Genomic DNA, 26,352 nt, shown 5'->3' with positions numbered 1-26,352 from the left:
AGATGGAATTTAACGCTCCTGCGACTGAGAACCTGTTCGACCGCGCCAAGCTGGTCGGCAAGTCCACTCCGCGTATCGACGGGCCGCTCAAGGTGTCGGGCGCCGCGCCCTATGCGGCCGAGCGGCACGACGTCATCGCTGGTCAGGCCTATGGCTGGATCGTCGGCGCGGCGATTGCCAAGGGCCGGATCCGGTCGATGGAGCTGGGCGATGCCCGCCGGGCGCCCGGGGTCATCGCGATCGTTGCGGCGACCGAACATGAGCCGGTTGGGACCAGCCCCTACAATCACGCGCCGCTCTTCGGCGGCCGCGACATCGCCCACTACCATCAGGCGATCGCCGTCGTGGTGGCCGAAACGTTCGAGCAAGCCAGGGCCGCCGCCAGCCTGATCCGTACGCAATACGATGCCGCCGATGGTGTGCACGATCTTGCCCGCGTCAAAGGCGCGGCCAAAATCGGCACCGGCTTCAGCGGCGAATCGATGAAGGACACCCTGGGCGATTTCGATGGGGCTTTCGGCGGTGCGGCCGTGAAGATCGATGCCACCTACACCACGCCTGACGAAGCGCATGCGATGATGGAACCGTTTGCCACCATAGCTGCCTGGGAAGGCGACAAGCTGACGGTGTGGACGTCGAACCAGATGATCAACTGGGGCAAAAGGGCGCTGGCATCGATCCTTGGTATCGAGGCGGACAATGTGCGGGTGGATTCGCCCTATATCGGCGGCGGTTTCGGCGGAAAACTGTTCATCCGCGCCGATGCGGTAATGGCCGCGCTGGGTGCCAAGGCGGCAAAGCGCCCGGTCAAGATCGCGATGCAGCGCCCGCTGATGTTCAACAATTCGACCCATCGCCCGGCCACCATCCAGCGCGTGCGCCTGGGGGCGGGATCGGATGGCAGGATCACCGCCATCGCGCATGAGTGTTGGTCGGCAAATATCACCGGCGAGGATGGCGAGCATGGCACGTTGCAAACGCCCAAACTCTATACCGGAGCCAACCGGCTGACCGCTTCCTATGTCTCGCAGATCGATCTTCCCGAAGGCAATGCCATGCGCGCCCCGGGCGAAGCGCCGGGTCATATGGCGCTCGAGGTCGCGATGGACGAACTGGCTGAACAGGCGGGCATCGATCCAGTGGAGCTGCGTATCCTCAACGATGCACACGGTGTCGTTCCGGGCGACCCCGAAACCAAGATATCGGATCGCCATCTCGCCCGCTGTCTGAAGGAAGGGGCCGACCGCTTCGGTTGGTCCGAACGCAAGGCCCAGCCAGGCCAGGCGCGCAACGGTCGCTGGCTGACCGGCATGGGCGTGGCTGCCGGATACCGTGCGGGTCCGACGGCCAAATCGGCTGCGCGTGTCAGCCTGTCCGCGGACGGCACGCTCAAGGTCGAAACCGACATGACCGATATTGGCACCGGCTCCTACACCATCATTGCGCAGACCGCCGCCGAAATCATGGGTCTCCCGCTCGATAGCGTAACGGTTGAACTGGGGGATTCGAACTTCCCCGTCTCGTCCGGCTCCGGCGGGCAATGGGGCGCGGCAAGCTCGACCGCGGGCGTTTACGCAGCCTGCGTCAATCTGCGCCGGATGATTGGCGAAAAGCTCGGCTTCGATGGCGATGCGGCGGATTTCCAAGGAGGCCGCGCGACGCTGGATGGACAGGGCTGGCAGATCACCGAAGCCGGGGCACTCAGTGCCGATGGCGAAATGACCTATGGCGATTTCAAATCGGATTACGACGTGGGCACCTATGCCGCCCATTTCGCCGAAGTGCGCGTCGATGCCTTTACCGGCGAAGTGCACATCACGCGCATGCTGGCCGTGTGCGATGCCGGGCGCATCCTGAACCCGCTGTCTGCGCGCAGTCAGGTGATCGGCGGAATGGTCATGGCAGCTGGCGCGACACTGATGGAAGACCTGCATGTCGACAAAAGGTTCGGCTTTTTCGCCAATCATGACCTGGCCGGTTACGAAGTGCCGGTTCATGCGGACATTCCTCATCAGGAATGCATATTCCTCGACACGCTGGATCCCATCGTTTCCCCGATGAAGGCGAAGGGTGTGGGCGAACTTGGTATTTGCGGTCCCAATGCGGCGGTTGCCAATGCCGTCTACAACGCCACCGGCGTGCGGGTGCGCGAATACCCGATTACGGTCGATAAATATCTCGACCGGTTACCGGCGCTTGCGTGATCGCAGCAAACGGGGTGTGAATCGCAAGCATGGCTGAAAACTCTGCCTGGCTGATGAGCGGGCTCGAAGACGATGTCCGGCCGCGTATGTTCGAGGTGGCAGATCGGGGCGATGCCTTTGCCCTGGCCACCATCGTGAAGGCCGATGGCGGCCCGCGGCCAGTTGGTGCACAGATGGTCGTCACCGCGCGAGAAAGCTGGGGCTTTCTGTCGGGTGGCTGCATCGAAGACGACGTGGCGCTGAATGCGCGCGAGGTAATCGATGACGGGCAACCCCGCACTATCGTCTATGGAACCGGAAGTCCGCTGATTGACATCCGCCTGCCGTGTGGCGGCAGTATCGAAGTGATCATCGAGCGGGTGTCGCCGACCGATGCGGCGCTCGCCGATCTGCGATCGCTTACAACTGCGCGCCGACCCGCTGTCTGGATCAGCGATGGACGGCTGCGAAAATGCATTGCGCAGGAAGACGGCGATGACACCGCGCCAGCCCTGATCGTCCGTCATTACTTTCCGTGTCAGAGGCTGGTGGTCATCGGCTCCGATCCCTTTGCACTTGCGATTGCGGGGCTCGGCCAGACAGTCGGCTGGGACGTATCCATTCTCGCTCCCTTCGGACCGCAAGCCCATCCGCCCATTGGCGTATCCTATGATCGGCGGACCCTTGCAGAGGCCATGAACGATCCGGCGCCCGACCGCTGGACGGCCGTCGCCGTGGCGACTCACGATCTCGAACAGGATGAAAGCGCTTTGATCCCAGCCCTGCAATCGCCTGCAGGCTATGTCGGAGTGCTCGGCTCGCGTCGTAAGCTGGACCAACGCCTCGCCGGCCTGCGGTCTGCCGGGTTGGATCAGCCAGCGATCGCACGGCTTTCGGCTCCCATTGGTCTGAACATCGGGGCGTCGTCTCCCTGGGAGGTGGCACTGTCGGTCGTCGCCGAAATAGTGGACGCCTGCCGCGGGGACACACGCCGTGTCGTTGCTCCCTCGCGCAAACCGCATGTCGCTGCCTGAAGCGACCGGGTGCCATGCCATCGTCCTTGCAGCGGGGGCGGGTAGCCGGTTCGGAGGGGGGAAACTGCTTGCCCCTTTTCGCGGACGCCCGCTCATCTACTGGTCCGTCGCAGCAGCCCTTTCATCCCGTGTAACCAGCGTAACGGCTGTTCTTGGAGCGCAGGCCGATGACGTCGCGGCAGCCTTGGCACCGTTCGCCGATCGCCGTCTTTCTCTGGTTCGCTGCAGGCAGTGGGAAGAAGGGTTGTCGGCGTCGCTGACATTCGGGCTGCGAACGCTGCCACAGGACACGCGCGCGGTAGCGATCTTTCTGGGCGACATGCCCGATCTAGATCCCGGACTGGCCGATCGTGTGCTCACAGAGGTAGTTGGAGGCGCCCCGGCAGCTTATCCCGAGTGCGAAGGTCTCCCGGGGCATCCGGTGGCTTTGTCCAGCGAGCTTTTTCCTCTGATAGAAAGTCTTAAGGGCGATCAGGGCGCTCGCGCCGTCCTTGCCGGCCAAAGCGGTGTTATCCGTGTTCCAACCGACGATCCCGGCTCCATCGCCGATATCGACACAAGGCACGATCTGAAGCGGCTGGGACCTTAGCCCGTTCGTATCGACTAGATCGTGAAATCCAGCCGATATCCGGGAGTATAGTGCAACGCCATGGTCGTGACAGAGCGTTCGCCGAGCCACGTCGTTCGGCGCATGGTGAAAAGCGCCTCTCCGCGCCCGATACTCAGCATTTGCGCTGTTCTCGCTTCAGCCGATATCGCCGACAGTTCTACCTCGCCGCGCGTGAAGGGGACTTTGCGAACCAGCCATTCGTTTGCGCTCAGCGTGCCGAAGTCGGCGGTTTCGAAATCGGGTACGGTAGCAAGGTTTACCCAGCGCGTTTCGAAGGCGAAAGGCTGCCCATCCGCAAGATGCAGGGTCTCCAGATAGGCTGCCGATCTGTCTTCCGGGATCTGAAGGCCAAGCGAAGTTGGGACGGGTGGCCGCGTCGTCCGGCGCTTTACGATCTCGCAACTGTAGGCTCGTCCCATGTCTTCAACCTGTTCGCGCACCAGCGGAATGCGGAGCTGCGCCTGGGGGAGGGGCAGTGGGCGTACGCGGGTGCCGCCCTTGCGCTTGCGTTCCACGATGCCTTCTTCGGCCAAGGCCTGAAGAGCGCGATTCACCGTGGTCCGCGAACAGCCATACTGCTCGGCGAAGTCGACCTCGCCCGGGATCAGTTCACCCAGTTTCCATTCGCCCGCCACGATGCGGGCGCGAATAGCTTCGCGAATGCCGCGGTGGGTTTGTGCATTCACAGGGCGGCGCCCAGTTCCCGGATAGTGCGGGCGAAGCGCGCACGGATGTCGGCAGCGCGAATATGCTCACCGCCTTGCACGATATGGCGGCCCGCGGACCACAGGTCGCTAACGGCGTGTGCTTCCACGCCGAAAATCCACGCATCGAGCCGCTGGTCCGGTTGCGGCCAGTCGAGGAAGGGCAGATCATCGCGCAGGCCGACGATATCGGCTCGCATCCCGATTTCGATAGTGCCTGCTTTCCGCCCGATTGCCTGCGCACCGCCGCGTGCCGCCCGCTCGTAAAGATAGCGCCCGTTGGAGCGGGTCGCGTCATCGGTCAGCACCGCGCGCTGGCGGTGCTTCAGTCGCTGCGAAACTTCGAGCATGCGCAGTTCTTCTGCGACCGAAAGGCGAATGTTGGAATCCGAACCGATGCCGTAGCGCCCGCCAGCCGCAAAATAGTCACGGGCTGCGAAAGTCCCGTCGCCAAGGTTTGCCTCGGTGGTCGGGCAAAGGCCCGCCACCGCGCCTGACGCGGCAAGGGCCTTAACCTCCTCTGCATCGAGATGAGTGGCATGGATCAGGCACCAGCGCTCATCCACCGGCATATTGTCGATCAGCCAGCGAACAGGGCGCGCGCCCAGATGGCCCTCTACCTCTTCAACTTCCCTGATTTGTTCAGCAGCATGAATATGGATGGGCCCTTCAGGGCAGAGCGCCAGGCATGCCTCGATCCCGTCCCGATCGACCGCACGGAGCGAATGCGGGGCAACGCCAAGGCAAAAGTCTTCCGGCAGACCGCGGCTGTTGTCGGCGATCCGCGCATACAGCGCCTCGAACTGATCTACGCTATTGCCGAACCGCAACTGACCACCATTCAGCGAACGCCTGTCCAGCCCGCCATAAGTATAGAGTACCGGCAGATGGGTGAGGCCGATGCCACTGGTCTGGCTCGCCGCAAAGATGGCGTTGGACAATTCGGCGCTGTCGTCGAACTTCTCGCCGCCGACCCGGTGGTGTACGTAATGGAATTCGGCCGATGCGGAATAGCCCGCCTGTGCCATTTCCATCTGCACCAGTGCGGCGATGGATTCGATGTGGTCCGGCGTCAGTATATCCAGAAACCGGTACATCACTTTCCGCCAGGTCCAGAAATCGTCCGCCCCCTGCGGGCCCCGCGCTTCGGCTAGCCCCGCCATGGCGCGCTGAAAGCTGTGCGTGTGGACATTGGCGAGGCCGGGCAGGGCAGTTCCGACAGCAGTGGCGGGATCGAAACCGCGCGGGGATATCTCCACGATAGTGCCAAGTTCGTCGAGGTGAATGGCGTGGTCGGCAAGCCATCCAGAGGGCGTTAGAACCTGCCGTGCGGAGATGATGCCAGCCATTTACCGTTGCGCCTTTCTGGTAATATGTGCATACATAATCACACGGTAAGGAGATGCGCAAGAGTATGGCAGGCCGAGTCTTCACCCACTGCAAAGCCGCGACGCTGGTCGCAGGGGCGACAGGCTATGGTCTGGTCGAAGACGCTGCGATTGCAGTCCACGAGGGGCGGATTTCCTGGGTCGGGGATGCAAGCGATCTGCCGCAGGATTACGCCGACTGGGAGAAGGTCGGACTGGAGGGGGCACTCGTCACGCCCGCGCTGCTCGATTGCCACACACATCTCGTTTTTGGCGGCGATCGCAGCCGCGAATTTGCACTTCGTCTCCAAGGCGCGAGCTATGAAGAGATCGCGAAGGCCGGTGGCGGCATCCGTTCGACTGTTTCTGCGACGCGGGAAGCAACGGATGAGGACCTGCTTGCCAGCGCCGTGCGCCGCGTCGACGATTTGCTCGCAGACGGTGTCGCGGTGATCGAAGTGAAATCGGGCTATGGCCTGACCATCGAACAGGAAATGCGCATGCTGCGCGTGGCGCGCGCGATCGAGGGGCACCGCCCCGTCCGCATTCGCACTAGCTGGCTAGCGGCCCACGCATTGCCCCCCGAATTCGAGGGCGAGGCCGACCGCTACATCGACGAAATCGTGATCCCGGGCCTTGAAGCCGCCGTCGCCGAAGGTCTGGTCGATGCGGTCGATGGGTTTTGCGAAGGTATCGGCTTTTCGCCCGCGCAGATCCGCAAGGTATTCGACAAGGCACGCGAACTGGGTGTGCGTGTCAAGCTGCATGCCGAGCAACTGAGCGACCTCAAGGGCTCGGTAATGGCCGCCGATTTCGGCGCGCTGTCCGCCGATCATCTCGAATGGCTCGCTCCCGAAGATGCTGCCATCCTGGCGGAAAAAGGCGTGGTCGCGGTCCTCCTGCCGGGGGCATTCTATGCCCTGCGCGAAACGCGCCTTCCGCCGCTGGACGCGCTACGCGAGAACGGTGTGGCGATGGCGCTCGCCACCGATTGCAATCCGGGCAGCTCGCCCATGTCCTCGCTGCGCCTCGCCATGAACATGGGGTGCACCCTCTTTCACATGACTCCCGAAGAAGCGCTCGCCGGGGCGACCCGCCATGCCGCGAAGGCGCTGGCGCTGGAGGAGGACCACGGCACGATCGAGGCGGGCAAGCGCGCCGACCTGGCAGTGTGGGACGTCTCCCACCCCGATTATCTCAGCTACTGGATCGGCGGGCACTTGCTGCGCGGCCGGATCACTGCAGGATCATATCACGATGCTTGAATTGTCGCCCGGTTCGCTGGGGTTGGCGCAGATCGAGGAACTGTACCGTTCGGCCGGCTCCTTCCGGATCGACCAGCCGGCGATGGATGCCGTAGCCCGGTCGGCCGACCGCCTCGGCGCGGCGCTCGGCTCGGGCGATGCGATCTACGGCGTCAACACCGGCTTCGGCAAGCTTGCCAGCGTCCGCATCGGCGAAACCGATCTCGGCACGCTCCAGCGCAATCTGGTGCTTTCGCACAGCGCGGGCTTCGGCCCGCCGCTCGATCCGCAGATCGTGCGCTTCATCATCGCGCTCAAGTGCCTTTCGCTGGGGCGCGGGGCATCCGGGGTCCGGCCCGTGGTCGTCGAACGGTTGCAGCAACTGGTCGAGGCTGGCGTGACCCCCGTAGTTCCGGAAAAGGGATCGGTCGGCGCATCGGGCGATCTGGCCCCTTTGGCCCATGTCGCTGCTACGCTGCTCGGGGAAGGCGACGCCTTCTACGGGGGAGAACGCATGGCGGCGGGCGCGGCGCTGCAGCGCGCAGGTCTCGAACCGGTCGAGCTCGAGGCCAAGGAAGGGCTCGCGCTGCTTAACGGAACGCAGGTGTCCACCGCTCTGGCGCTTGCCGCGCTGTTCGACAGCTGGCGGCTGGCGATCAATTCGCTCGTCACCACGGCGCTGTCGCTCGATGCGGCGATGGGTTCGACCGCGCCGTTTCATGACGAGATCCACCGGCTGCGCGGCCATCGCGGCCAGATCGTGGCGGCGCAGATCATCCGCGACCTGCTGGACGGATCGCAAATCCGCGAAAGCCACCGCGAAGACGATCTGCGTGTGCAGGACCCCTATTGCCTGCGCTGCGCACCTCAGGTGATCGGCGCCTGTCTCGACCAGCTGGCGCATGCCGGCGAAGTCCTGCGGATTGAGGCCAATGCCGCGACCGACAACCCGCTGGTGCTGAGCGACGGCTCCATCGTGTCGGGCGGCAATTTCCACGCGGAACCCGTCGGCATGGCGGCCGACGGTATCGCCATCGCCGTTTCGGAAATAGGTGCCATCGCCCAGCGGCGCATCGCGCTGCTGGTCGATCCGGCCTTGAGCTTCGGGCTGCCCGCCTTCCTGGCGCCATCGCCGGGCCTGCAGTCGGGGCTGATGATCGCCGAGGTCACCAGCGCCGCGCTGATGAGCGAGAACAAGGCGCTGGCCAATCCGCGCGTGGTCGATTCCACCCCGACGTCCGCCAATCAGGAAGACCATGTGTCCATGGCCTGCCACGGCGCGCGCCGTCTAATCGAGATGAACGGCAATCTGGCCGCTATCGTCGGGATCGAGGCGATGACGGCAGCACAGGGCGTCGAGTTTCGCGCGCCTCTCGCCACCAGCGACACACTGGGCGCGGTCATCGCGCGTATCCGCGACGCCTCGCCCACGCTTACCGAAGACCGGCTGATGGAACCCGATATCGCGGCCATGGCGCAATTGCTGGGCTCCCGGCTCCTGAGCGAAGGCGTTGCCTGTTCCTCGATCGCGGATTTCGCCGGGTGAACCCGGTCACGGTCACCCTGGGCGATGGCCCGATCGTGCTGGCCCAGCCGCATTCGGGCACTTTCGTGCCGCAGGACATCGCGGCGAACCTGACCGCGCGGGGTCGCAAGCTCGCCGATACGGACTGGCACATTCCGCAGCTCTACGACGGCCTGGTACCCGATGCCACGATCGTGCGGGGCGAATTCAATCGTTATGTCATCGATGCCAACCGCCCGCCCGATGGCGCGACGCTTTATCCCGGGCAGAACACCACCGGGCTGGTCCCGATGGTCGATTTCGAAAACCACCCCCTGTGGCTCGAAGAACCGGGCGGCGCCGAAATCGCGCGCCGTCGCGAAGCGTTCCACCACCCTTACCACGCCGCCCTGCAGGCCGAACTGGACCGGGTGCGCGGCCTCCACGGTTTCGCCGTGCTCTACGATTGCCATTCGATCCAGTCGCGCCTGCCGTTCCTGTTCGAAGGCCGGCTGCCCGATCTCAATATCGGCACCGACAATGGCGCTACTTGCCATCCCGCGATCGAGGCGGCGGTCGCGAACGCCTGCGCCGACGGGCCCTACAGCCATGTCGTCAACGGGCGGTTTCGCGGCGGCTGGACCACGCGGCATTACGGCCGGCCCGACTGCAAGATCCACGCGATCCAGATGGAAATCGCGCAATCGACCTATCTCGAAGCGGAAGAACCGCCCTTCGCCTATTCCCCCGACAAGGCCGCCAGCCTGCGCGATACGCTCGCCGCGGTGTTCGGCGGCATCCAGAGCACATTCGGAGACCTTGCATGAGTATCGACCGCCGCAACGCCCGCGACATCAAGGCGCCGACGGGCCCGGAACTCACCTGCGGCAGCTGGCAGACCGAGGCGCCGTTCCGCATGATCCAGAACAATCTCGATCGCGAGGTGGCGGAAAACCCTGACGAGCTGGTGGTCTATGGCGGCATCGGCCGCGCGGCGCGCAGCTGGAGCGATTTCGAAGCGATCCTTTCGAGCCTCAAGACCCTGGCGGACGATGAGACGCTGCTGGTGCAGTCGGGCAAGCCCGTCGGCGTGTTCCGCACGCACGCCGATGCCCCGCGCGTGCTGATCGCCAATTCGAACATCGTGCCGCACTGGGCGAACTGGGACCATTTCAGCGAGCTCGATAGGAAGGGCCTGATGATGTACGGCCAAATGACGGCCGGTTCGTGGATCTACATCGGCACGCAGGGCATCGTTCAGGGCACCTACGAGACCTTCGTCGAGGCGGGCCGCCAGCATTATGGCGGCGATCTGACGGGCAAGTGGATCCTGACCGGCGGGCTTGGCGGCATGGGCGGGGCGCAGCCGCTCGCCGCGGCGATGGCCGGGGCCTGCTGCCTGGCGGTCGAATGCAATCCCGAGAGCATCGATTTCCGCCTGCGCACGCGCTATCTCGACGAGAAGGCCGAAAGCCTGGACGAAGCGCTCGCCCTGATCGAGCGCTGGACCGCCGCGGGCGAGGCGAAGTCGGTCGGCCTGCTGGGCAACGCCGCCGAAATCTTCCCCGAACTGGTGAAGCGCGGGGTGCGGCCCGACATCGTTACCGACCAGACCAGCGCGCATGATCCGGTCAACGGCTACCTGCCCGAAGGCTGGACCATGGGCGAATGGCGCGCCAAACGCGAAAGCGATCCCAAGGCGGTGGAGAAGGCCGCGCGCGCATCCATGCGCAAACAGGTCGAAGCCATGATCGCCTTCTGGGAAGCGGGCGTGCCGACGCTCGATTACGGCAACAATATCCGGCAGGTCGCGCTGGAGGAAGGGCTGGAAAATGCCTTCGCCTTCCCCGGCTTCGTACCTGCCTATATCCGCCCGCTGTTCTGCCGCGGGATCGGCCCGTTCCGCTGGGCCGCGCTGTCGGGCGATCCGGAAGACATCTACAAGACCGACGCCAAGGTGAAGGAACTGCTGCCCGACAACCATGCCTTGCACAACTGGCTCGACATGGCGCGCGAACGGATCGCCTTCCAGGGCCTGCCGGCACGGATCTGCTGGGTCGGGCTGGGCGACCGCCACCGCCTGGGCATGGCGTTCAACGAGATGGTCGCCAGCGGCGAGCTGAAAGCACCGGTGGTGATCGGTCGCGACCATCTCGACAGCGGATCCGTCGCCAGCCCCAACCGCGAAACCGAAGCGATGAAGGACGGCTCGGATGCGGTCAGCGACTGGCCGCTGCTCAACGCGCTGCTCAACACGGCAAGCGGGGCGACCTGGGTCAGCCTGCATCACGGGGGCGGGGTCGGCATGGGCTTTTCGCAGCATGCGGGCATGGTCATCGTGGCCGACGGGACCGAAGACGCCGCGCGCCGGCTCGAACGCGTGCTGTGGAACGACCCGGCCAGCGGCGTGATGCGACACGCCGATGCGGGCTACGAGGATGCGCTCGATTGCGCGCGGGAAAAGGGCCTGCAGCTTCCCGGCATTCTGGGCGCATAGGTCCACGTATTTCGCGGACCCTTGCCGACCGTTGGTCGAGAGGGCTTTGCTACCGGAGCGAGTGCAGCTAGCCTCCCGGCGCATATCTGGGGAGCTACATCAATGAGCCGTAATTTCAGCCGCCTCGCATCGGCGATCGCCATCGCTTGCGCCACCGTGTCCGTGCCTGCCTTCGCACAGGATCATTCGGGGCACCATGCCGGCATGTCTGCCAGCGAACACGATGCTGCCAAACTGCATGCACTTTTCGAGCGCAGCGAAGCCGAAGCGCTCGATCGCAATCCCATTACCGCCTTCTTTCGCGGGGACTTTTCCGATGCGGACAAGCTGGGAGATTTCTCTCCCGCCAGCTACGCCGAAGAGCGCGCCGCTGCGGAGGCGAATCTGGCCGAACTGGCGACCGTGGACCGCGATGCACTGAGCGAAACCGATCGCATCGCCTATGATGTCTTCGAATACACCCAACAGCGGACGCTGGCGATGACCTCGCCCGAGATACTGCCCACCGTGCTTGCGCTGCCGATCGATCATTTCCGCGGGATGCATGTGTTCTACCCGCGTTTTTCCGCGCCCGGCGCGCTGATGCCGTACGACACGGTCGAGGACTACGAAAACAATTTCAGCCGTCACCGTGAAATGGCGAAGATCGTCGATCAGGCGATCGCGCGCTTCAAGACTGGCGCAGCATCGGGCATCACTTTGCCGCGCATGTCGGTAGAATTGATGATCGAACAACTCGATCTTCAGCTCGATGCGCCGATCGAAGAAAGCCCCTACTGGTCTCCGGTTGCAAATTTCCCCGACAGCATTTCGCAGGCCGAACAGGAACGGCTGACGAAGGAGCATCGCGAGGTACTTACCGGCACGTTGATGCCTGCGTTCAAGAAGCTGCGGAATTATCTGGCCAACGAATATCTGCCGCAAGCGCGCACAAGCATTGCTGCTACCGACAATCCCGGCGGCGAAGCTTACTATGCCTATCGGATCGAGGATAACACGACCCTCCCGCTGACCGCGCAGCAGGTCCACGACACCGGTCTCGCCGAAGTCGCGCGCATCAACGCTGCGATCGAGGAAGCGAAGGCGGAGGCCGCAGGGCGTACGGGTGAAACCTATACCAGCAAGGCGGATTTGCAGGCCGCGTGGTATGACGTCGCCGAACGGGTCGATCCGTTGATGAACCAACTGTTCCTGCGCATTCCAAAGACCGAACTGCGGATCGAACCTTACGAACCCTACCGTGAAAAGTTCAACCTTGCCGCCAGCTATATGGCTGGCAAAGCCGACGGATCGCGGCCAGGCACCTTCTATTTCAGCGGCTACAATGTCGCAGAGCGCAAGCTGGGCACGTCGATCGCGCTGTACATGCACGAGGGCAATCCCGGCCATCACTTCCAGTCTATGTTCGCTATCGAGAATGAGGAATTGCCCGAATTCATGCGCTACGGCGGGTTCACCGCTTTCAGCGAAGGCTGGGGCCTGTATGCCGAAAGCCTGGGTTACGAACTTGGCCTGTATGACGATCCGGTTGATCGCCTTGCCGCCCTTCAGGGCGGTGAATTGCTGCGCGCCGTGCGGCTGGTTGTCGATACCGGTATGCACGCCCTCGGCTGGAGCCGCGATCAGGCGATCGAATATATGGTTGCCAACGGGCAACCCCGCGATTTCGCCGAGAGCGAGACGGCGCGCTACATCGTGATGCCCGCGCAAGCGCTCGCCTACAAAACGGGTGAACTGAAGATCAAGGAACTGCGCGCCAAGGCGCAGGCCGCATTGGGCGAAAATTTCGACGTGCGCAGGTTCCATGAGCAGGTGCTCAATACAGGCGACATGCCGCTGCCGGTGCTGGAATCCAAAATAGACGCGTGGATTGCCGGGGGTGGTCAGTGAGCGCAGCGAAAGGGACCCGAACGGCCATGAACCGCATCGCTCTGACAGCCGCTTCCGCGTTTGCCATCGCTGTTACTGCGGTGGCGGCTCCGGCTGCGCTTGCCCAGCCTGGCACGGCTCCAACCGCTCAGCACAGCGAAGGACAGAAGCTGCGCGATCTTCTCGCCCGAAGCGAAGCCGCTGCACTCGACCGATCGCCCATATCCGCATTTTACAGGGGCGATTTTTCGGATGCGGACAAGCTCGGCGATTTTTCGCCGGCAAGCTTTGCGGCTGACCGCGTAGCAACCGAAACAGAGTTGGCCGAACTGGCAACGATCGATCGATCCACGCTGGGCGCACAGGACCAGATCGCCTACGACACGTTCCGTTATGCCGGTGAGCGTACGCTCGCCGGATTGCAGCCGGAAATCCTGAAAATCCGCTTGGCGCTGCCGCTGGATCACTTCACCGGCATTCAGGGCGATTATCCGGGGTTTTCCGCCCCCGATGGTGTGATGCCTTTCAAGACGCCGGGCGATTACGCCGCCAATATCGCTCGGCACGAGGCTTACGGGCAAATGGTGGAAGACGTCATCGCGCGGTTCGATAACGGGCTGGAACAGGGCATCACCCTGCCGCGACTGACGGTCGAGATGATGATTGAACAGCTCGACACACAGCTTTCGACGCCTGCCGAAGAGAACGCCTATTATGCGCCTCTGCGGGCACTGCCTGAAAGTTTCACCGACGGTCAGAAAGAGCAGGCTCGTGCAGATTTGACAGCGTCGATCGATGAAACGCTCTATCCGGCGATCCGTCGTCTGCGCGCTTATCTGGCAGATACCTATCTGCCCAAGGCACGCGATGCGGTTGGTCTTTCTGCCATGCCGGGCGGCGACGCTTTTTATGATTATCGCATCGCCGAAATGACTACTCTGCCGCTAACCGCGCAGGAGGTTCACGATCTCGGCCTGTCTGAAGTCGCGCGGATCAGCAAGGCGCGCGAGCAGACGATTGCGGAGCGGGGTGAACGTCGCCCGCAAATCTACAAAACGAAGGACACCCTGCAGGCAGCCTGGTACGAAACCGCCAAGGAAGTCGACAGCAAGATCGGACCGATGTTCCTCAGCGGACCCGAAACACCGCTGCGGATCGAACCGTACGAACCCTATCGCGAACAGTTCTTCCTCGCGGCGTCCTATCAGCCGGGCGACCCCGAGCGGGATCGCCCGGGCACCTTCTACTTCAGCGGCTGGAACGCTGCCGAACGCGAACTGAGCCCCTCGGTCCGGCTATACATGCACGAGGGCAACCCCGGCCATCACTACCAGATCATGTTCGCCATCGAAGACGAGAACCTGCCCGATACGCTAAAGCACGGCTGGTACACCGCGTTCGGCGAAGGATGGGCACTTTACGCCGAAAGCCTCGGGTATGAACTGGGTCTCTACGATGATCCGGTGGAGCGGCTGCAGGCCCTGGAGGATGGCGAGCTGAAACGCGCCGTCCGGCTGGTTGTCGATACCGGAATCCATGCCCTCGGCTGGACCCGCCAGCAGGCGGTCGATTACATGGTCGAGAACGGCAGTGCGCGCGATTACGCGGAAAACGAGGTCGCTCGCTACATCGCCATGCCGGGGCAGGCGCTTGGCTACAAGATAGGCGAATTGAAAATCAAGGAACTGCGTGCTCGCGCCGAAGCGGCGCTAGGCGATGGTTTCGACATTCGCCGGTTCCACGATCAGGTGCTCAACAGCGGCAACGTCCCGCTCGCGGTACTGGAAGCCAAGATCGATGCATGGATCGCAGCCGGCGGCCAATAGCCTGATCGTGCAGTGGTAAAAAAAGGGGGGCCGCGCGATCCAGTGTCGCCCGGCCCCCTTTTTGGTCTCTCAGGCGTCAGTCCGCGCTGGCGGTGCCGGTCGTGCCTGCAGGCAGATCGGGACGGGTGGCAGGTAGTTTCGCCTTCCGGTCGCCCGTCTTCAGATAGGTGTCGAACCAACGCATCATACGTAGGTTATAATCGTACCGGGCGGCGGCCCTGCTATTGCCGTGACCTTCGCCCGGAAACAGGACGAGCCGCACTGGCACGTCGGGCTTGCGCACCTTCATGCTGCGATAAAGCTCGTAGCTCTGGCTGGGGGCAACGCGGGTATCTTCGGCGCCGTGCATGATCAGCAGCGGCGTGTTCGCCTTGTCGACATGGTAGATCGGCGATACCTCCAGCATGGCCTGCCAGTCGTCCCACGGCCATTTGCCCGAATGCACATTGTACATCTCGTATGGGATGTCGGTCGTTCCAAACTTGCTGACCTGGTTGGAAATGCCCACGAACATGACGCCGGCGGCGAACTCGCCGCTCAGTGCTGTTGCGGCCCAGCCGGTGGCATAGCCGCCATACGATCCGCCGGTGATGCCGGTACGGTCCGGATCGGCTATTCCCGCGTCGACTAGGGCGCGCTTGGCATCGACCAGATCGGTGAATTCCGGATCGGTGTAATTGCCGGTGTGCTGCTTGGAAAAAGCCGTGCCGTAGCCGGTGGAGCCGCGATAATTGGGGAGGAACACGGCATAACCCTGTCCAGCGGCAACCTGTCCCGGCTTCGAATAGGCGGTCTGCCAGCCATTGCTGTCATGTGCTTCCGGGCCGCCATGGACGTTAAGGATCAGGGGCGCCCCACCGCGCTTGGCCCCGCCCACGGGTTCGATCAGAACGCCTTCGACTTCCTGACCATCACGCGCGGTATAGGTGAAGGCGCGCTGCTTGCCGAAGTCGATGTCCTTCAGCCAATCGTTATGGGTGGTCCAGCGCTGGAAGCCGTCGTCCTTCCAGACGAAGAGCTCGGTCGGATGCCGCGGGCTGCTCGCTTCGACCGCGATGGTGTTTCCGCCAGCCTGGATGCTCGACAGGATAAGCTCGCCCCCGTCGTGTTCCGCGGCGACCGAACCGTCGGCATTATAGATCCGCAGGGCGCTCTGTGCGCCCTTGTGGATCACTGCCGCCAGCCGCCCGTCGGCAAGCCATTCGGCGTCGACCGCGGCTTCGGGCGCACCGGCGTTGAGCGCGCGGTACTGCCCGGTCGCCATGTCGACCAAGTGCAGCGTCGTCTCAGCAGGATCGTTCATATCGACCCCGGCAATCATCGAAAGCTGCGTCCCGTCCGGAGAAATCTCGATATCGCCCAGTTTGCCTGGCGTTTCGACCACGCGCAGCACCTTGCCGCTTGTCAGGTCGAGGATATGCGCGCGCTTCGAGGTATAGGCATCGTCGATCTGCGGAGTAGGCGCGCTGTCGACCACGGCATGGCGGCCATCGGGCGCAACGCGGAATGCGCTGACATAGCCGGGGATCGTCACGGCTTTCGGATCGGTATCGAGCGTTTCGCCCACGCGGGCCGAGAACAGGCGCGTCAGCTTCGCTTCCTCTTCGTAGACGATCGCATTGAAGCCGGCCTTGGACTGCTTGTCGCGCGCCTTGTCTTCCTCTGCTCCGGCGAGCATCCAGATTGTCGTGCCGTCGGGTGACCAGGCATAGGAACGCACGCCGGCGCCATCCACCGCAGCAAGTTTGCGCTGCCCGCCGCCATCGACCGGGATGCCCCATACGGCAGACTTTTCGTCCTCGTCCGCCCAGACGAAGCTGATCATCCGGCCATCGGGCGAGAAGGAAATGCCCGACACGTCGATGTCTTCGGGCAGGAAGGCGCGCGCATTGTTGGGGCCATAAGCGAGATTGAGGCGCTCCTCGGTGGAACCGTTCTCTTCGCCGTCGGTCACATCGGGCAGGCTCGCGGTGGTATAGGCGATGCGGCTGCCATCGGACGACACGGCAATCGTGCCCACGCTTTCCAACCGGGCGACATCTTCCGGCGTCATTGGCCGGGCCTGTGCCTGCGCGGCGAGCGAGGCGGTGGCGAGCAGAATGCCCGCAGTTAACGGCGCGCGAAAAGTCATGTGTGTGCAATCCTCCTGAAACGTATGGGACCGCTATACCGATCGTGGGCTAGGGGGCAAATTCCGGCACAGCGGGCTTTGCCTTGACGATTGTCGATCTGCGCGATGCCATCAGCGCGATCGCCACCGCCGCCAGCGTCACGATCCAGAATATGGCCACGAAGGGCGCTTCATTGCCCGTCGTCATGCGCGCAGCCAGCGTCGCCAGGATACCCAGCGGCATGCCGATCGTGATCCCCCACCAGCTTGCCCTGATGGACGGGCGCGGGCTGCCCTTCCGGTCCTGCTTGTTCAACCAGATGAAGGTGCCCGTCGACACCACGATGGTGAGCGCGATCCCGAACACGATATAGGCCAGCTTTACCGGCAGGCCGCCGAAATTCCCGAAATGCAGATTATAGATTGACGCCGCGATCTGCTGGCCGAGCGTCCCGTCCGCCAATCCGGCGGTGCCATTGAATGTGCCGTCCGCTCCGAACGCGTAATATTCGCCGAAGATCAGGCGTTGGCCATGTACGCCGACAATCTGCACATGCTGCCCGCGCGTGCCGGGATCGTGCAGGATGGCATAGGAAACGCGGACCTCGGGATAGTTGCGGGCCATATAGTCCAGGGCGGGCGTCACCTTGGGCAGGGGCGCTGCTGCCGCGTCCTCGTCCGGTTCCGTTCCGAAAACAGGCGCAATCGCAGCCTCGCTATCCCCGTCATAGTCCGCTGCTGCCAGGCTGTAGCCCGAGATGTAGAACAGCCCGATCATCGCCCCCGTCAGAGCAATCGCTAGTGCAAAAGGCAGGGTCCACACCGCCAACCTGTTATGCCAGTCGAGCGTGGACACTTCATCGTTACGCCGTGCGCGCAGACGAAACGCATCGCGGAAAATGCGCGGGTGCGCCACGATCCCGCTGACAGCCAGCGCCACGATCATTGCGCCGAACAGTCCCACCAGGCTCATGCCCCAGACGGCCGGCAGGTTGAGCCGGTAATGCAAGGCCAGCAGGAACTCCGCCCAGGCGTTTTCTTCCGGCACGGCAATCGCGCCCTGCGCATCGATATGAAAGGCCTGCGTGTCCGTGGTGATCGTGGTCCGGGGCAGCGCCTCCGTCGGCATGTGTACGTAAAGATGGGTGGTCGGTGTCGCGCCTTCCTCGGCTGCCACGACATTGGCGATACCCGCATCGACCGCTTGCGGTGCGATCCGGTCCATTTCGGGCGCACCCGGCTGTTCAAACCGCTGGATTTCCTCGAACAGCACGATGGCCGTGCCGGTCACGCAGATCAGGTAGAGCAGCGCGCAGCAGACGAGGCCGATGGCGGAATGGGCGGAAACCCCTTTGCGAACGGTTTGCTTGGCGAAGAGTGGTTTCACGAGCGGCCTCCCAGCAGGATAAGCGGAACGAGCGACAGGATGAGCGGGATGGTCAGCATGGCGATCTGCGATGTGCGCTTCGTGCTCATCAGCATCGCGAAGCTAAGCAACGGCCAGACGAGCGGAACAAGGCCGAGTACCATGACATTGCCATCGGCTTCTGCCACCGGCCAGCGCATGGCCAGATCGCGTGCGGCAAGGGCGATGGCGATTGTGACGACTAATGCCGCTGGTCCCGTCAGCGTGAAAGTCGTCAGGCCGCGGCGCCAATCCCCGGCTTCGGCGCTGCTCGCCCCGTTTGCCACAGCCCTTGCTCGCCGCGAAGCCTTGGGCATTTCAAAGGCGCCAGGGGCCAGTGCGATGCAGGCTGCGGCCGTCCCAACCAGCATTATCACGGTCAGACCCCACGCTCCTGCGCCGCTCCATCCGCCAGCGGCACCGACGGCGAGCAAAAACCACCCGGCGGTGTTGTGCGGGACAGATCGACCTGTGCGGCGCCAGGAGTATCGCAATATCGCGATGCCGAGGATGGCAGACCCGGCGCCTGCGAGAATGAGCACGTCCCCCGCCATCAGAAGCGGTAGCTCACGGTGCCCATCACATTGCGTTCGCTGCCGACGAAGCAGTCGCCGCGTGCGAGGCAGGCCGAATAATAGCTTTTGTCGAACAGATTGGTCGCGTTGATGGCCACGCTCCAGTTCGCGAATGCGACTTCGGCCAACGCATCGACCAGGGTGAAAGACGGCGTGACGATGCCGTCCGGAAAAGCCGGTCCGAAGGATCGGTTCTTGCCGACATGGCGCACGCCTGCGCCCAGCAGCAGCGAGACGTCATCCCCCAGCGCAAAACCCTTCGTCGTCCAGAGCGATGCGTTGACCTTGGGCACATTATCGATCTGGCGATCGGTGCCGGCTACTTCGGCCTCGTTATAGCTCGCATTGGCGATGACGGTCAGCTCGCCGGGCAACGACGCGCTGCTTTCGAACTCTATGCCTCTGGAATTAAGCTTGCCGATCTGGATCTGGTCGAAGGGGTCTGGGGTGCTGTCATCCGAAACGGGACGATTGCTTTCCCGGATGTCGTACCCGGTCACCGTGATCAGCACGGCATCGGTCGGGTGGAATTTGATGCCCGCCTCGAACTGGCGCCCTGTCTTGGGAATGAAGGCGCTTCCGTCGCTGGCTGTACCTGCGATGGGCTCGAAGCTTTCGGTATAACTGAAGAAGGGCGAAACGCCCTCGACCACTTCGCCGATTATACCTGCCCGGAACGTCGTTGCAGAATCGCGCCGTGCAGGGCCGCCCATGCTTCTGGCGCTGGTCCAGTCACGCCGCGCGCCAAGTACGATCGACACCCGGTCGGCAAAGCGGATCTGGTCCTGAAGGTAAATGCCCACCTGATCCTGATCGACATCTTCGGCGACATAGGCAGGGCTCGGCAGGCCGCCACCAAAGTCGGACAGGGCACCGTAATCGATATCGTAGATATCGAACACTTCAGTGGCGAAGCCGCCGGTCTTGTAAACCGAATTGGTGCTGTAATCGACGCCCGCCAATACCATGTGCTCGATGCCCGCTCCCGTAGCGAAATCGAACTGCACGTTATTGTCGGTGGAGAAGATTTCCATCCGGGCGAGGGTTCCGTCCGCATACAGTCGCATCGTGCGCTGTTCGGGATCGGGCACGAAGCCGCCTTCGTCGTCGAGTACCGGTTGGCCGGTTGCCGGGTCGAGCAGGACGAAGGGGTTTGCCGGGTTGGTATAGCTATCGGGATAATGCGTGAAATACGTCAGGTCGCTGTCGATATACCTGGCTTTCAGATTGACCTGGACACCATCGCCGAAGCGATGCTCAAGCAGCGCGGTCCCCTGCAGCAGTCGGCCGTCGTACCGGTCCCATCCTGGTTTGCCGACAAACAGGTCGTTGGGAAGCTGCCCGTTGGGATTGGGCAGGATCGTGCCGACCAGCGGCAGGAACTGCGACGTCGAACCGCTGTCGTCTTCCTGGTAAAGGCCGATCAGGGTGAGTTCGGTGTCGGATGTCGGCTGGAAGGTGATGGACGGCGCGAACAGGATCCGGTCATCCGGCACGTAATCGGTCTGCGTATCGGCATCGCGAACCCGCGCGACGATCCGGGCTGCAACCGTATCGCTCACGGGGCCGGTTACATCGACCAGCGCTTCCTTGCGGTCGAACGAACCGTACCGCAGTGAAACCTCTCCCCCGGCTTCAAATTCCGGACGCTTGGATACGAGATTGATGATCCCGCCCAGCGCGCCCTGACCGAACAGGACCGACGCCGGGCCGCGCACCAGTTCGACCTGGTCGAAATTATACGGGTCGGAACGGATGCTGGCGTAATAGCTGAAAATGTCCCGCATACCGTCGCGGAACTGCAGCGCGTTGATCCCGCGCACCAAAGCGCCATCGACACGGCTGTCGGGGCCATACGGATTGGCCGTCACGCCGGAAACATAGTTCAGCGTGTCGCCGATACTTACTGCGCCCTGCGCCAGATACAGTTCGTCATCGATAACCGTTATCGGCTGCGGCGTTTCGATGATCGGCGTGTCCGTCTTCGTGGCAGTCGTACCTTGATCGCGCGCACCGGTCACGATGATGGTGCGCTGTTCGCTCTCTTCGGCAACGTTGGCCAGCGCTGGGACCGGGACAAGCGCCGTTGCGCACAGCACGGCGGACTTCAACATTCGCATTGTAAACCCTCACGTTCGAATATGAGGGCCTGCTACTGCGAATTAATTGCAAGAGTCAAGGCTAATGAGAATCATTCGCAGATAAGTCTTTCGTTTATTCGGAGCATGAGCGTATTCGCTTCAACCCGCATATCGACGAGGGTAATGTGCGATCATTCGATGACCATCCTGTATCGCAGGGTGAAACTGGGATGCGCAGTTCCGTTCGATGCCCGCAGCGTGCCAGAGGGGGAGAAACGGATGCCGGTCACGGCAGGATCGAAGGGTGCTAGCGGGGAATAACCGGTGACGGTCCCGCCGGGCTGGTTGGAATAGGCGACGTTGCTTGCGCCGTTGAACGCAAGTCCGCTTACCGTCGCGCCATCGATAAAGACCGGTGGGAAATCCGTCCGCCACGCCAATGCGGCAGAGGGTATATCGACGAGCCGCAGGGTGGACGCGTCCGTTGGCGCATCGCCCGAATTGGTGACCGTCACCGTATATTCGATCACTGCCCCGGGGATCGCCTTTGGATTGGCGCTGCCGGTGGGGTCGGACACGATGCGCGACGTCTTGTCGACCGAAAGGATCGGCCGTGCCGCGGACCGGGTGTTCGTGATCGTGCACGTGATCACATCCCCAAGTTGCGGGGTCAGCGTTCCCGTCGCGCCTCCCGCGGGCAGCGCCGTCGTCGATGTCGCATTGCGGTTGGTGCATCCCAGCGTCGGAGAATAACGGGCCAGCATGGTCGAACCGTTGGCGGTTTCCGAAAGCTGATAGGAATTACCGGCAATCGCGCCCAGCAGGCCTGTGGCCGCGGGCGTGGCCGTTGTTCCCGTTCCGGTCGTGGTAAAGCTCGCCAGCTCGGTATTTGCCGTCTGATTGCGGATTGCCAAGGTGAACTGATCGGTGCCGAAAATCCGGCCGGGCGCGGCGATCGCCGTGCGCAACTGCAGACGTGGCAGCGGCGTGTTGGTAAAAACGCAATCGACGAAATCGCCGAACTGCAACGTGCCGAAATTGTAACTGTTCGTCCCCACGTCGCGGGGCAGGCTCGTGGTCGAACCACTGTTGATGTTGGTGCAGGTCAAGCTGGCACGATAATCGGCCAGCGCACTGGTGCTGCCCGCCACCATGGCTTCGCGAAGCACGAGCGGCACGCCGGATGTCGAGGAGAAGACCGCGGCCGGAAACGGCCCGAGATCGGTTCCGCTCGTCTGTCCCGACGCATAGGTGGTCGCGCCGTTCTGGGATTCGATCACGAAGCGGAACTGGTCGTTGTCTGCGATCCGCGTCCCGGCGATCGTCTTGCTCAAGGTGATCGAGGCGAACCGGATCGCCAGCATCACGCCCTGCAGACCGGACCCTTGCATCGTGATGGTCACCGAGGTGGGGTTCAGCGAACTGACGATATACGCGCCCACATTTCCTGTCTGGCCTCCACCGGCGGTGCGGAAAGTGGTTGTGTTGATCCCGGTGCTGACCGGATATTGCGTACCGCTGCGCGGTGCCACGCGGTCGAGCAACTGCCAGGCGCCGCCGTTCGTCGTATATTGCTGGTATTCCGAATTGTCGGTCGATTCCGCATCGGCCACTACGAAAGCATACTGGTTGGCCTGCGACACCCCGCCGGGGGGAATGATGGCGATATTGGTCAGCGTCAGCGTCGTTACGGTACCATTCGTCGCTTGATAGAGGATCGGGCGTCCCGGAATGTTCAGGAAGCTGCTGTTGCCCACCGCCGCCCCGGTCCAGCTCGGCGCGGCCGCGCTGACCAGCGCGGTGCCGGTGGCGGTCGGCGTAACGGCGACCTGGAGGCGGAACGTCAGGCGCGATCCATCCGGCAGAACATAGCTCATCGGCTGCCCGGTGGAACGCGCCTGCGCATCGCTGTAATTGCTCATGTTGAGCCAGCAGTAGGTCTGCCACGACGACGGCGCCGCCCCGCGCGCACCGGCTCGCGAACAATCCTGCGCACTGGCGTCCTGCGGGGCCAGCAGCATGACTGCGGCGATCATGACGCAGAGCGCAGCGATCCACTCCCTGGCGCGCCGGGCAAGGGGGCGGGCTACACCCGCAAAAGCGACACGCTGGCAAATCACGACGCCGCGCCAATAACCCGGGCGCGCTTAAACTACGGTAAATAACGTAGAAGCCTTTCCGCGGCACCCGCGCGTGACCGGTCCTATTGCGTGCCGGCGCGCAGGCCCCTACACTCGCGCACATCCCCGGGGAGCCAGTGTTGGCTGAGAGGCAGGTGTCACGCCCTGCGACCCGTTGAACCTGAACCGATTAGCATCGGCGGAGGGAGTGGAGCGGCAACGGAATTCCGCTCTTTCTCCGCCTCGAGGAGAGCAAGCGCATGGCCGACATCAACAGCAAATTCGACATCGGCGTCACCACCGGCCCGATCCGTGGCAGCCGCAAGGTCCATGTCGGCGCGCAAAGCGGCAGCGGCGTGCGAGTCGCCATGCGGGAAATCGACCTCGAAGGCGGCGAACCCAGCATCCGCGTCTACGACACCTCCGGCCCCTATACCGATCCTGCCGCCACCATCGATATTCGCGCAGGGCTCGAACAGAAGCGCCGCGAATGGATCGTGGCCCGCGGCGATGTCGAGGAATACGCCGCCCGCGAAGTGAAGCCGGAAGACAATGGCCAGCTTGGCCCCGACCGCTCCGGCGGCGTCCCGGCCTTCCCCAATGTCGCGAAGAAGGTCCTGCGCGCGAAACCCGGCATGAACGTCAGCCAGATGCACTATGCCCGCCGCGGCATCGTCACACCCGAAATGGAGTATGTGGCGGAACGCGAGAACCTCGGCCGCGCCATGCTGCGCGATGAGGCCGCCCGTCTCGAGGCGCGCAATGACGGCCAGCCCTGGGGCGCCAGCCTGCCCGATTACGTCACGCCGGAATTCGTGCGCGACGAGGTCGCCCGCGGCCGCGCGATCATCCCCAACAACATCAACCACCCCGAAACGGAGCCCATGGCCATCGGGCGCAACTTCCTCGTCAAGATCAACGCCAATATCGGCAACTCCGCCGTCGCGTCGGATGTCGCCAACGAAGTCGACAAGATGGTCTGGTCGATCCGCTGGGGCGCGGACACGGTGATGGACCTCTCGACGGGTCGCAACATTCACGACACGCGCGAATGGATCATCCGCAACTCGCCCGTCCCCATCGGCACCGTGCCGATCTATCAGGCGCTCGAAAAAGTCGGCGGCATTGCCGAGGATCTGACCTGGGAAATCTTCCGCGACACGCTGATCGAGCAGGCCGAACAGGGCGTCGACTATTTCACCATCCACGCCGGCGTGCGCCTGCCCTATGTGCCCATGACTGCCAAGCGCGTCACCGGCATCGTCAGCCGCGGCGGCTCGATCATGGCGAAATGGTGCCTCGCGCATCACAAGGAAAGCTTCCTCTACGAACGCTTCGACGAGATCACCGAGATCATGAAGGCCTATGACATCGCCTATTCGCTGGGCGACGGCCTGCGCCCCGGCTCCATCGCCGACGCCAACGACGAAGCGCAGTTCGCCGAGCTCTACACGCTAGGCGAACTCACCAGGCGCGCCTGGGCGCAAGACGTGCAGGTGATGATCGAAGGCCCCGGCCACGTGCCGATGCACAAGATCAAGGAGAACATGGACAAGCAGCTCGAAGCCTGCGGTGAAGCTCCCTTCTACACATTGGGCCCGCTCGTCACCGATATCGCGCCGGGTTACGACCACATCACCAGCGGCATCGGCGCGGCGCAAATCGGCTGGTACGGCACCGCGATGCTCTGCTACGTCACGCCCAAGGAACACCTCGGTCTGCCCGACCGCGACGATGTGAAGGTGGGCGTGGTGACCTACAAGCTCGCCGCCCACGCCGCGGACCTTGCCAAGGGCCACCCGGCAGCCAAGGTCCGCGACGATGCGCTCTCCAAGGCCCGGTTCGAATTCCGCTGGCGCGACCAGTTCAACCTCAGCCTCGACCCCGACACGGCCGAGCAATATCACGACCAGACCCTCCCCGCAGAAGGCGCCAAGACTGCCCATTTCTGCTCCATGTGCGGCCCCAAGTTCTGCTCGATGAAGATCACGCAGGAAGTGCGGGATTTTGCCGCGAAGCAGAACTCGGAGAGCTATCTGGCGAGCGAGAACATCAAGCGCGAGACCTCACCCGAAGAGGCCGAGGAAGCGCGCGAGGGGATGGAAGAGATGAGCCGCGTGTACGAAGAGACCGGGCGCGAGCTATACATCGGCGTTGGCGGTAGAGAGAGGGATTGATCAACAAGGTGCAAGCGCGAAACGATCCATGTCCCTGTGGAAGCGGGCGGAGGCTAAAGCATTGTCACGGTAGTCTTCAGGCGCCTGACGAGCACGCAGAAATCAGCGACAAAGAGATAAAGCACGTCGTTCACAAGGCTGACGACGAGGGATTACGGCAAGGCGAGGAGCCGAAGCAGCGCGCCTTCAAAAATGTTCTGCGAGCCTTACAGATGTTAAATATCGATGGCGTGGTTCTGGTTGGAGAAAACGCTCCCCCAATTGTGCGGAGAATCCACGCCGCCAACAACTTGCTTTTTCGAAAGGAGGACCAGCGAGATGGCGGAATCCATTTGGGAGCCTTTCTTTTTCGGGACCTTTTTTGTCGGCTCTCAGTGCCAATGATATTCGGCGCCCCGATGATCGATTTCTTCAAGATGATTGATCTATCGGACTATCAGAAGATTTGGTTGGGCGAGTCGCCTGACGACGAGGCACGGCTTGCTGATCAGGCAGTTGACTTGCTGGATTTCGGCTACGGTTATATGGAGTTTGGTCATGGCCGAGCGCTCGATCCACGTGGGCAATCGCTTATCTTTAGATCTCACGTTCAGTTGGAAGCCGCAGCAGCTACAGCGACAGGCGCATACGACTATCGCGGAACAGTCCAGAGCGCCCTGCTTGGGAGTGAGCTTGCCATCAAAGCAGGCCTCGCCGCGCTTGGGCTATCGGATGGCGAACTCAAGGCGCTTGGCCATAATCAAAGAAAAGCAGCGGCGAAACTTGGTTTACTGGAGACAAACTTCGACCTAGACCGCGTGATACGGGTTGTCACACTGTTCCCTGATTACGTTAAGAGCAGATACGCAGGAGTACAGCCAGACCGCACGACCACTGGCCATATCTTGATGGGGGCGCAGTACGTCGCGTCTGAAGTCACACGGCTTTTCTCGGATCGAAACCTACGGGAGAGCAATTCCGATATTGCCCCTCGGACCTACCCGGCCTAGCAACGCAACAATCATATTTCTGCGTGAGAAATAACTGATCGAATGCAGCACATTGCC

General features: G+C 62.9%; 18 protein-coding genes and 1 riboswitch. Of the genes, 11 read left to right on the top strand and 7 right to left on the bottom strand.

The window, feature by feature from the left end:
• The first annotated feature begins 2 nt into the window (after positions 1–2).
• Genes paoC through K3177_RS00395 form a run of 3 tightly spaced genes read left to right on the top strand, consistent with a single transcriptional unit; the run spans position 3 to position 3,806 of the window.
• Positions 3–2,204 (top strand): aldehyde oxidoreductase molybdenum-binding subunit PaoC, encoded by a 2,202-nt coding sequence (paoC, locus tag K3177_RS00405; RefSeq protein WP_221596277.1) that lies wholly within the window; start codon positions 3–5, stop codon positions 2,202–2,204.
• A 29-nt stretch (positions 2,205–2,233) separates the two neighbouring features.
• The gene (locus K3177_RS00400) at positions 2,234–3,217 is read left to right on the top strand and encodes an XdhC family protein (RefSeq protein ID WP_221596275.1); all 984 of its coding nucleotides are present in this window, start codon (positions 2,234–2,236) and stop codon (positions 3,215–3,217) included.
• Positions 3,204–3,806: a nucleotidyltransferase family protein gene (locus K3177_RS00395; protein ID WP_221596273.1), complete on the top strand. Its 603-nt coding sequence runs from the start codon at positions 3,204–3,206 to the stop codon at positions 3,804–3,806. Before K3177_RS00400 ends, K3177_RS00395 begins: the two co-directional genes overlap by 14 nt.
• A 14-nt stretch (positions 3,807–3,820) precedes the next feature.
• On the opposite strand, the gene K3177_RS15520 is transcribed toward K3177_RS00395, so the two are convergent.
• Positions 3,821–4,513 (bottom strand): histidine utilization transcriptional repressor HutC, encoded by a 693-nt coding sequence (locus tag K3177_RS15520; RefSeq protein WP_221596272.1) that lies wholly within the window; start codon positions 4,511–4,513, stop codon positions 3,821–3,823.
• Positions 4,510–5,880: a formimidoylglutamate deiminase gene (locus K3177_RS00385; protein ID WP_221596270.1), complete on the bottom strand. Its 1,371-nt coding sequence runs from the start codon at positions 5,878–5,880 to the stop codon at positions 4,510–4,512. The genes K3177_RS15520 and K3177_RS00385 overlap by 4 nt, the downstream gene beginning before the upstream one ends.
• A 65-nt stretch (positions 5,881–5,945) precedes the next feature.
• Here K3177_RS00385 and hutI point away from each other — a divergent pair, with 65 nt between their 5' ends.
• The 6 genes from hutI to K3177_RS00355 all read left to right on the top strand — a co-directional run bounded on the left by hutI (position 5,946) and on the right by K3177_RS00355 (position 14,838).
• Positions 5,946–7,163, top strand: coding sequence for an imidazolonepropionase (gene hutI, locus K3177_RS00380; protein ID WP_221596268.1), 1,218 nt, complete (start codon positions 5,946–5,948; stop codon positions 7,161–7,163).
• A complete protein-coding gene (hutH, locus tag K3177_RS00375) occupies positions 7,156–8,688 on the top strand; it encodes a histidine ammonia-lyase (RefSeq protein WP_221596266.1) in 1,533 nt (510 codons plus the stop codon). Before hutI ends, hutH begins: the two co-directional genes overlap by 8 nt.
• Positions 8,685–9,473, top strand: coding sequence for an N-formylglutamate deformylase (gene hutG / locus K3177_RS00370; protein ID WP_221596265.1), 789 nt, complete (start codon positions 8,685–8,687; stop codon positions 9,471–9,473). Before hutH ends, hutG begins: the two co-directional genes overlap by 4 nt.
• Complete coding sequence (gene hutU, locus K3177_RS00365) at positions 9,470–11,143, top strand: urocanate hydratase (RefSeq protein ID WP_221596264.1); 1,674 nt, start codon at positions 9,470–9,472, stop codon at positions 11,141–11,143. Before hutG ends, hutU begins: the two co-directional genes overlap by 4 nt.
• A 102-nt stretch (positions 11,144–11,245) precedes the next feature.
• Positions 11,246–13,033, top strand: a complete 1,788-nt coding sequence (locus K3177_RS00360; RefSeq protein ID WP_221596262.1) for a DUF885 domain-containing protein — start codon at positions 11,246–11,248, stop codon at positions 13,031–13,033.
• 26 nt (positions 13,034–13,059) lie between these two features.
• Positions 13,060–14,838, top strand: coding sequence for a DUF885 domain-containing protein (locus tag K3177_RS00355; RefSeq protein ID WP_221596260.1), 1,779 nt, complete (start codon positions 13,060–13,062; stop codon positions 14,836–14,838).
• Between the two features lie 76 nt (positions 14,839–14,914).
• On the opposite strand, the gene K3177_RS00350 is transcribed toward K3177_RS00355, so the two are convergent.
• The 5 genes from K3177_RS00350 to K3177_RS00330 form a co-directional block, all read right to left on the bottom strand.
• Positions 14,915–16,969 (bottom strand): S9 family peptidase, encoded by a 2,055-nt coding sequence (locus K3177_RS00350; RefSeq protein ID WP_221596258.1) that lies wholly within the window; start codon positions 16,967–16,969, stop codon positions 14,915–14,917.
• Between the two features lie 49 nt (positions 16,970–17,018).
• Entirely contained in the window at positions 17,019–18,335 is a 1,317-nt protein-coding gene (locus K3177_RS00345; RefSeq protein WP_221596256.1) for a PepSY-associated TM helix domain-containing protein, read from the bottom strand.
• Complete coding sequence (locus K3177_RS00340) at positions 18,332–18,907, bottom strand: hypothetical protein (protein WP_221596254.1); 576 nt, start codon at positions 18,905–18,907, stop codon at positions 18,332–18,334. The genes K3177_RS00345 and K3177_RS00340 overlap by 4 nt, the downstream gene beginning before the upstream one ends.
• Complete coding sequence (locus K3177_RS00335; protein ID WP_221596252.1) at positions 18,907–21,048, bottom strand: TonB-dependent siderophore receptor; 2,142 nt, start codon at positions 21,046–21,048, stop codon at positions 18,907–18,909. Before K3177_RS00335 ends, K3177_RS00340 begins: the two co-directional genes overlap by 1 nt.
• A 152-nt stretch (positions 21,049–21,200) precedes the next feature.
• On the bottom strand, positions 21,201–23,045 hold the full coding sequence (locus K3177_RS00330) for a CshA/CshB family fibrillar adhesin-related protein (RefSeq protein WP_221596250.1): 1,845 nt from the start codon (positions 23,043–23,045) through the stop codon (positions 21,201–21,203).
• A 201-nt stretch (positions 23,046–23,246) separates the two neighbouring features.
• A riboswitch (TPP riboswitch) is annotated at positions 23,247–23,355 on the top strand.
• A gap of 34 nt (positions 23,356–23,389) precedes the next feature.
• On the opposite strand from K3177_RS00330, the gene thiC reads away from it, so the two are divergent.
• Positions 23,390–25,306 (top strand): phosphomethylpyrimidine synthase ThiC, encoded by a 1,917-nt coding sequence (gene thiC / locus K3177_RS00325; protein WP_221596248.1) that lies wholly within the window; start codon positions 23,390–23,392, stop codon positions 25,304–25,306.
• Positions 25,303–26,295 (top strand): SEC-C domain-containing protein, encoded by a 993-nt coding sequence (locus K3177_RS00320; protein ID WP_221596246.1) that lies wholly within the window; start codon positions 25,303–25,305, stop codon positions 26,293–26,295. The genes thiC and K3177_RS00320 overlap by 4 nt, the downstream gene beginning before the upstream one ends.
• The last annotated feature ends 57 nt before the right edge of the window (positions 26,296–26,352 follow it).

Origin of the sequence: Qipengyuania pacifica (assembly GCF_019711555.1) — a bacterium.
Classification (GTDB): Bacteria; Pseudomonadota; Alphaproteobacteria; order Sphingomonadales; family Sphingomonadaceae; genus Qipengyuania; species Qipengyuania pacifica.
The sequence above is the reverse complement of the archived record's forward strand: the minus strand, read 5'-3'. Positions and strand labels throughout refer to the sequence as shown.

Excerpts from the sequence above, each read along its gene's own strand:
- hutI (WP_221596268.1), top strand. The coding sequence starts at position 5,946 with ATGGCAGGCCGAGTCTTCACCCACTGCAAAGCCGCGACGCTGGTCGCA.
- K3177_RS00340 (WP_221596254.1), bottom strand. The coding sequence starts at position 18,907 with ATGGCGGGGGACGTGCTCATTCTCGCAGGCGCCGGGTCTGCCATCCTC.
- K3177_RS00400 (WP_221596275.1), top strand. The coding sequence starts at position 2,234 with ATGGCTGAAAACTCTGCCTGGCTGATGAGCGGGCTCGAAGACGATGTC.
- K3177_RS00350 (WP_221596258.1), bottom strand. The coding sequence starts at position 16,969 with ATGACTTTTCGCGCGCCGTTAACTGCGGGCATTCTGCTCGCCACCGCC.
- hutU (WP_221596264.1), top strand. The coding sequence starts at position 9,470 with ATGAGTATCGACCGCCGCAACGCCCGCGACATCAAGGCGCCGACGGGC.
- K3177_RS00355 (WP_221596260.1), top strand. The coding sequence starts at position 13,060 with ATGAACCGCATCGCTCTGACAGCCGCTTCCGCGTTTGCCATCGCTGTT.
- K3177_RS00385 (WP_221596270.1), bottom strand. The coding sequence starts at position 5,880 with ATGGCTGGCATCATCTCCGCACGGCAGGTTCTAACGCCCTCTGGATGG.
- K3177_RS00330 (WP_221596250.1), bottom strand. The coding sequence starts at position 23,045 with ATGATCGCCGCAGTCATGCTGCTGGCCCCGCAGGACGCCAGTGCGCAG.
- paoC (WP_221596277.1), top strand. The coding sequence starts at position 3 with ATGGAATTTAACGCTCCTGCGACTGAGAACCTGTTCGACCGCGCCAAG.
- thiC (WP_221596248.1), top strand. The coding sequence starts at position 23,390 with ATGGCCGACATCAACAGCAAATTCGACATCGGCGTCACCACCGGCCCG.
- K3177_RS00360 (WP_221596262.1), top strand. The coding sequence starts at position 11,246 with ATGAGCCGTAATTTCAGCCGCCTCGCATCGGCGATCGCCATCGCTTGC.
- K3177_RS00395 (WP_221596273.1), top strand. The coding sequence starts at position 3,204 with ATGTCGCTGCCTGAAGCGACCGGGTGCCATGCCATCGTCCTTGCAGCG.
- K3177_RS00335 (WP_221596252.1), bottom strand. The coding sequence starts at position 21,048 with ATGCGAATGTTGAAGTCCGCCGTGCTGTGCGCAACGGCGCTTGTCCCG.
- hutH (WP_221596266.1), top strand. The coding sequence starts at position 7,156 with ATGCTTGAATTGTCGCCCGGTTCGCTGGGGTTGGCGCAGATCGAGGAA.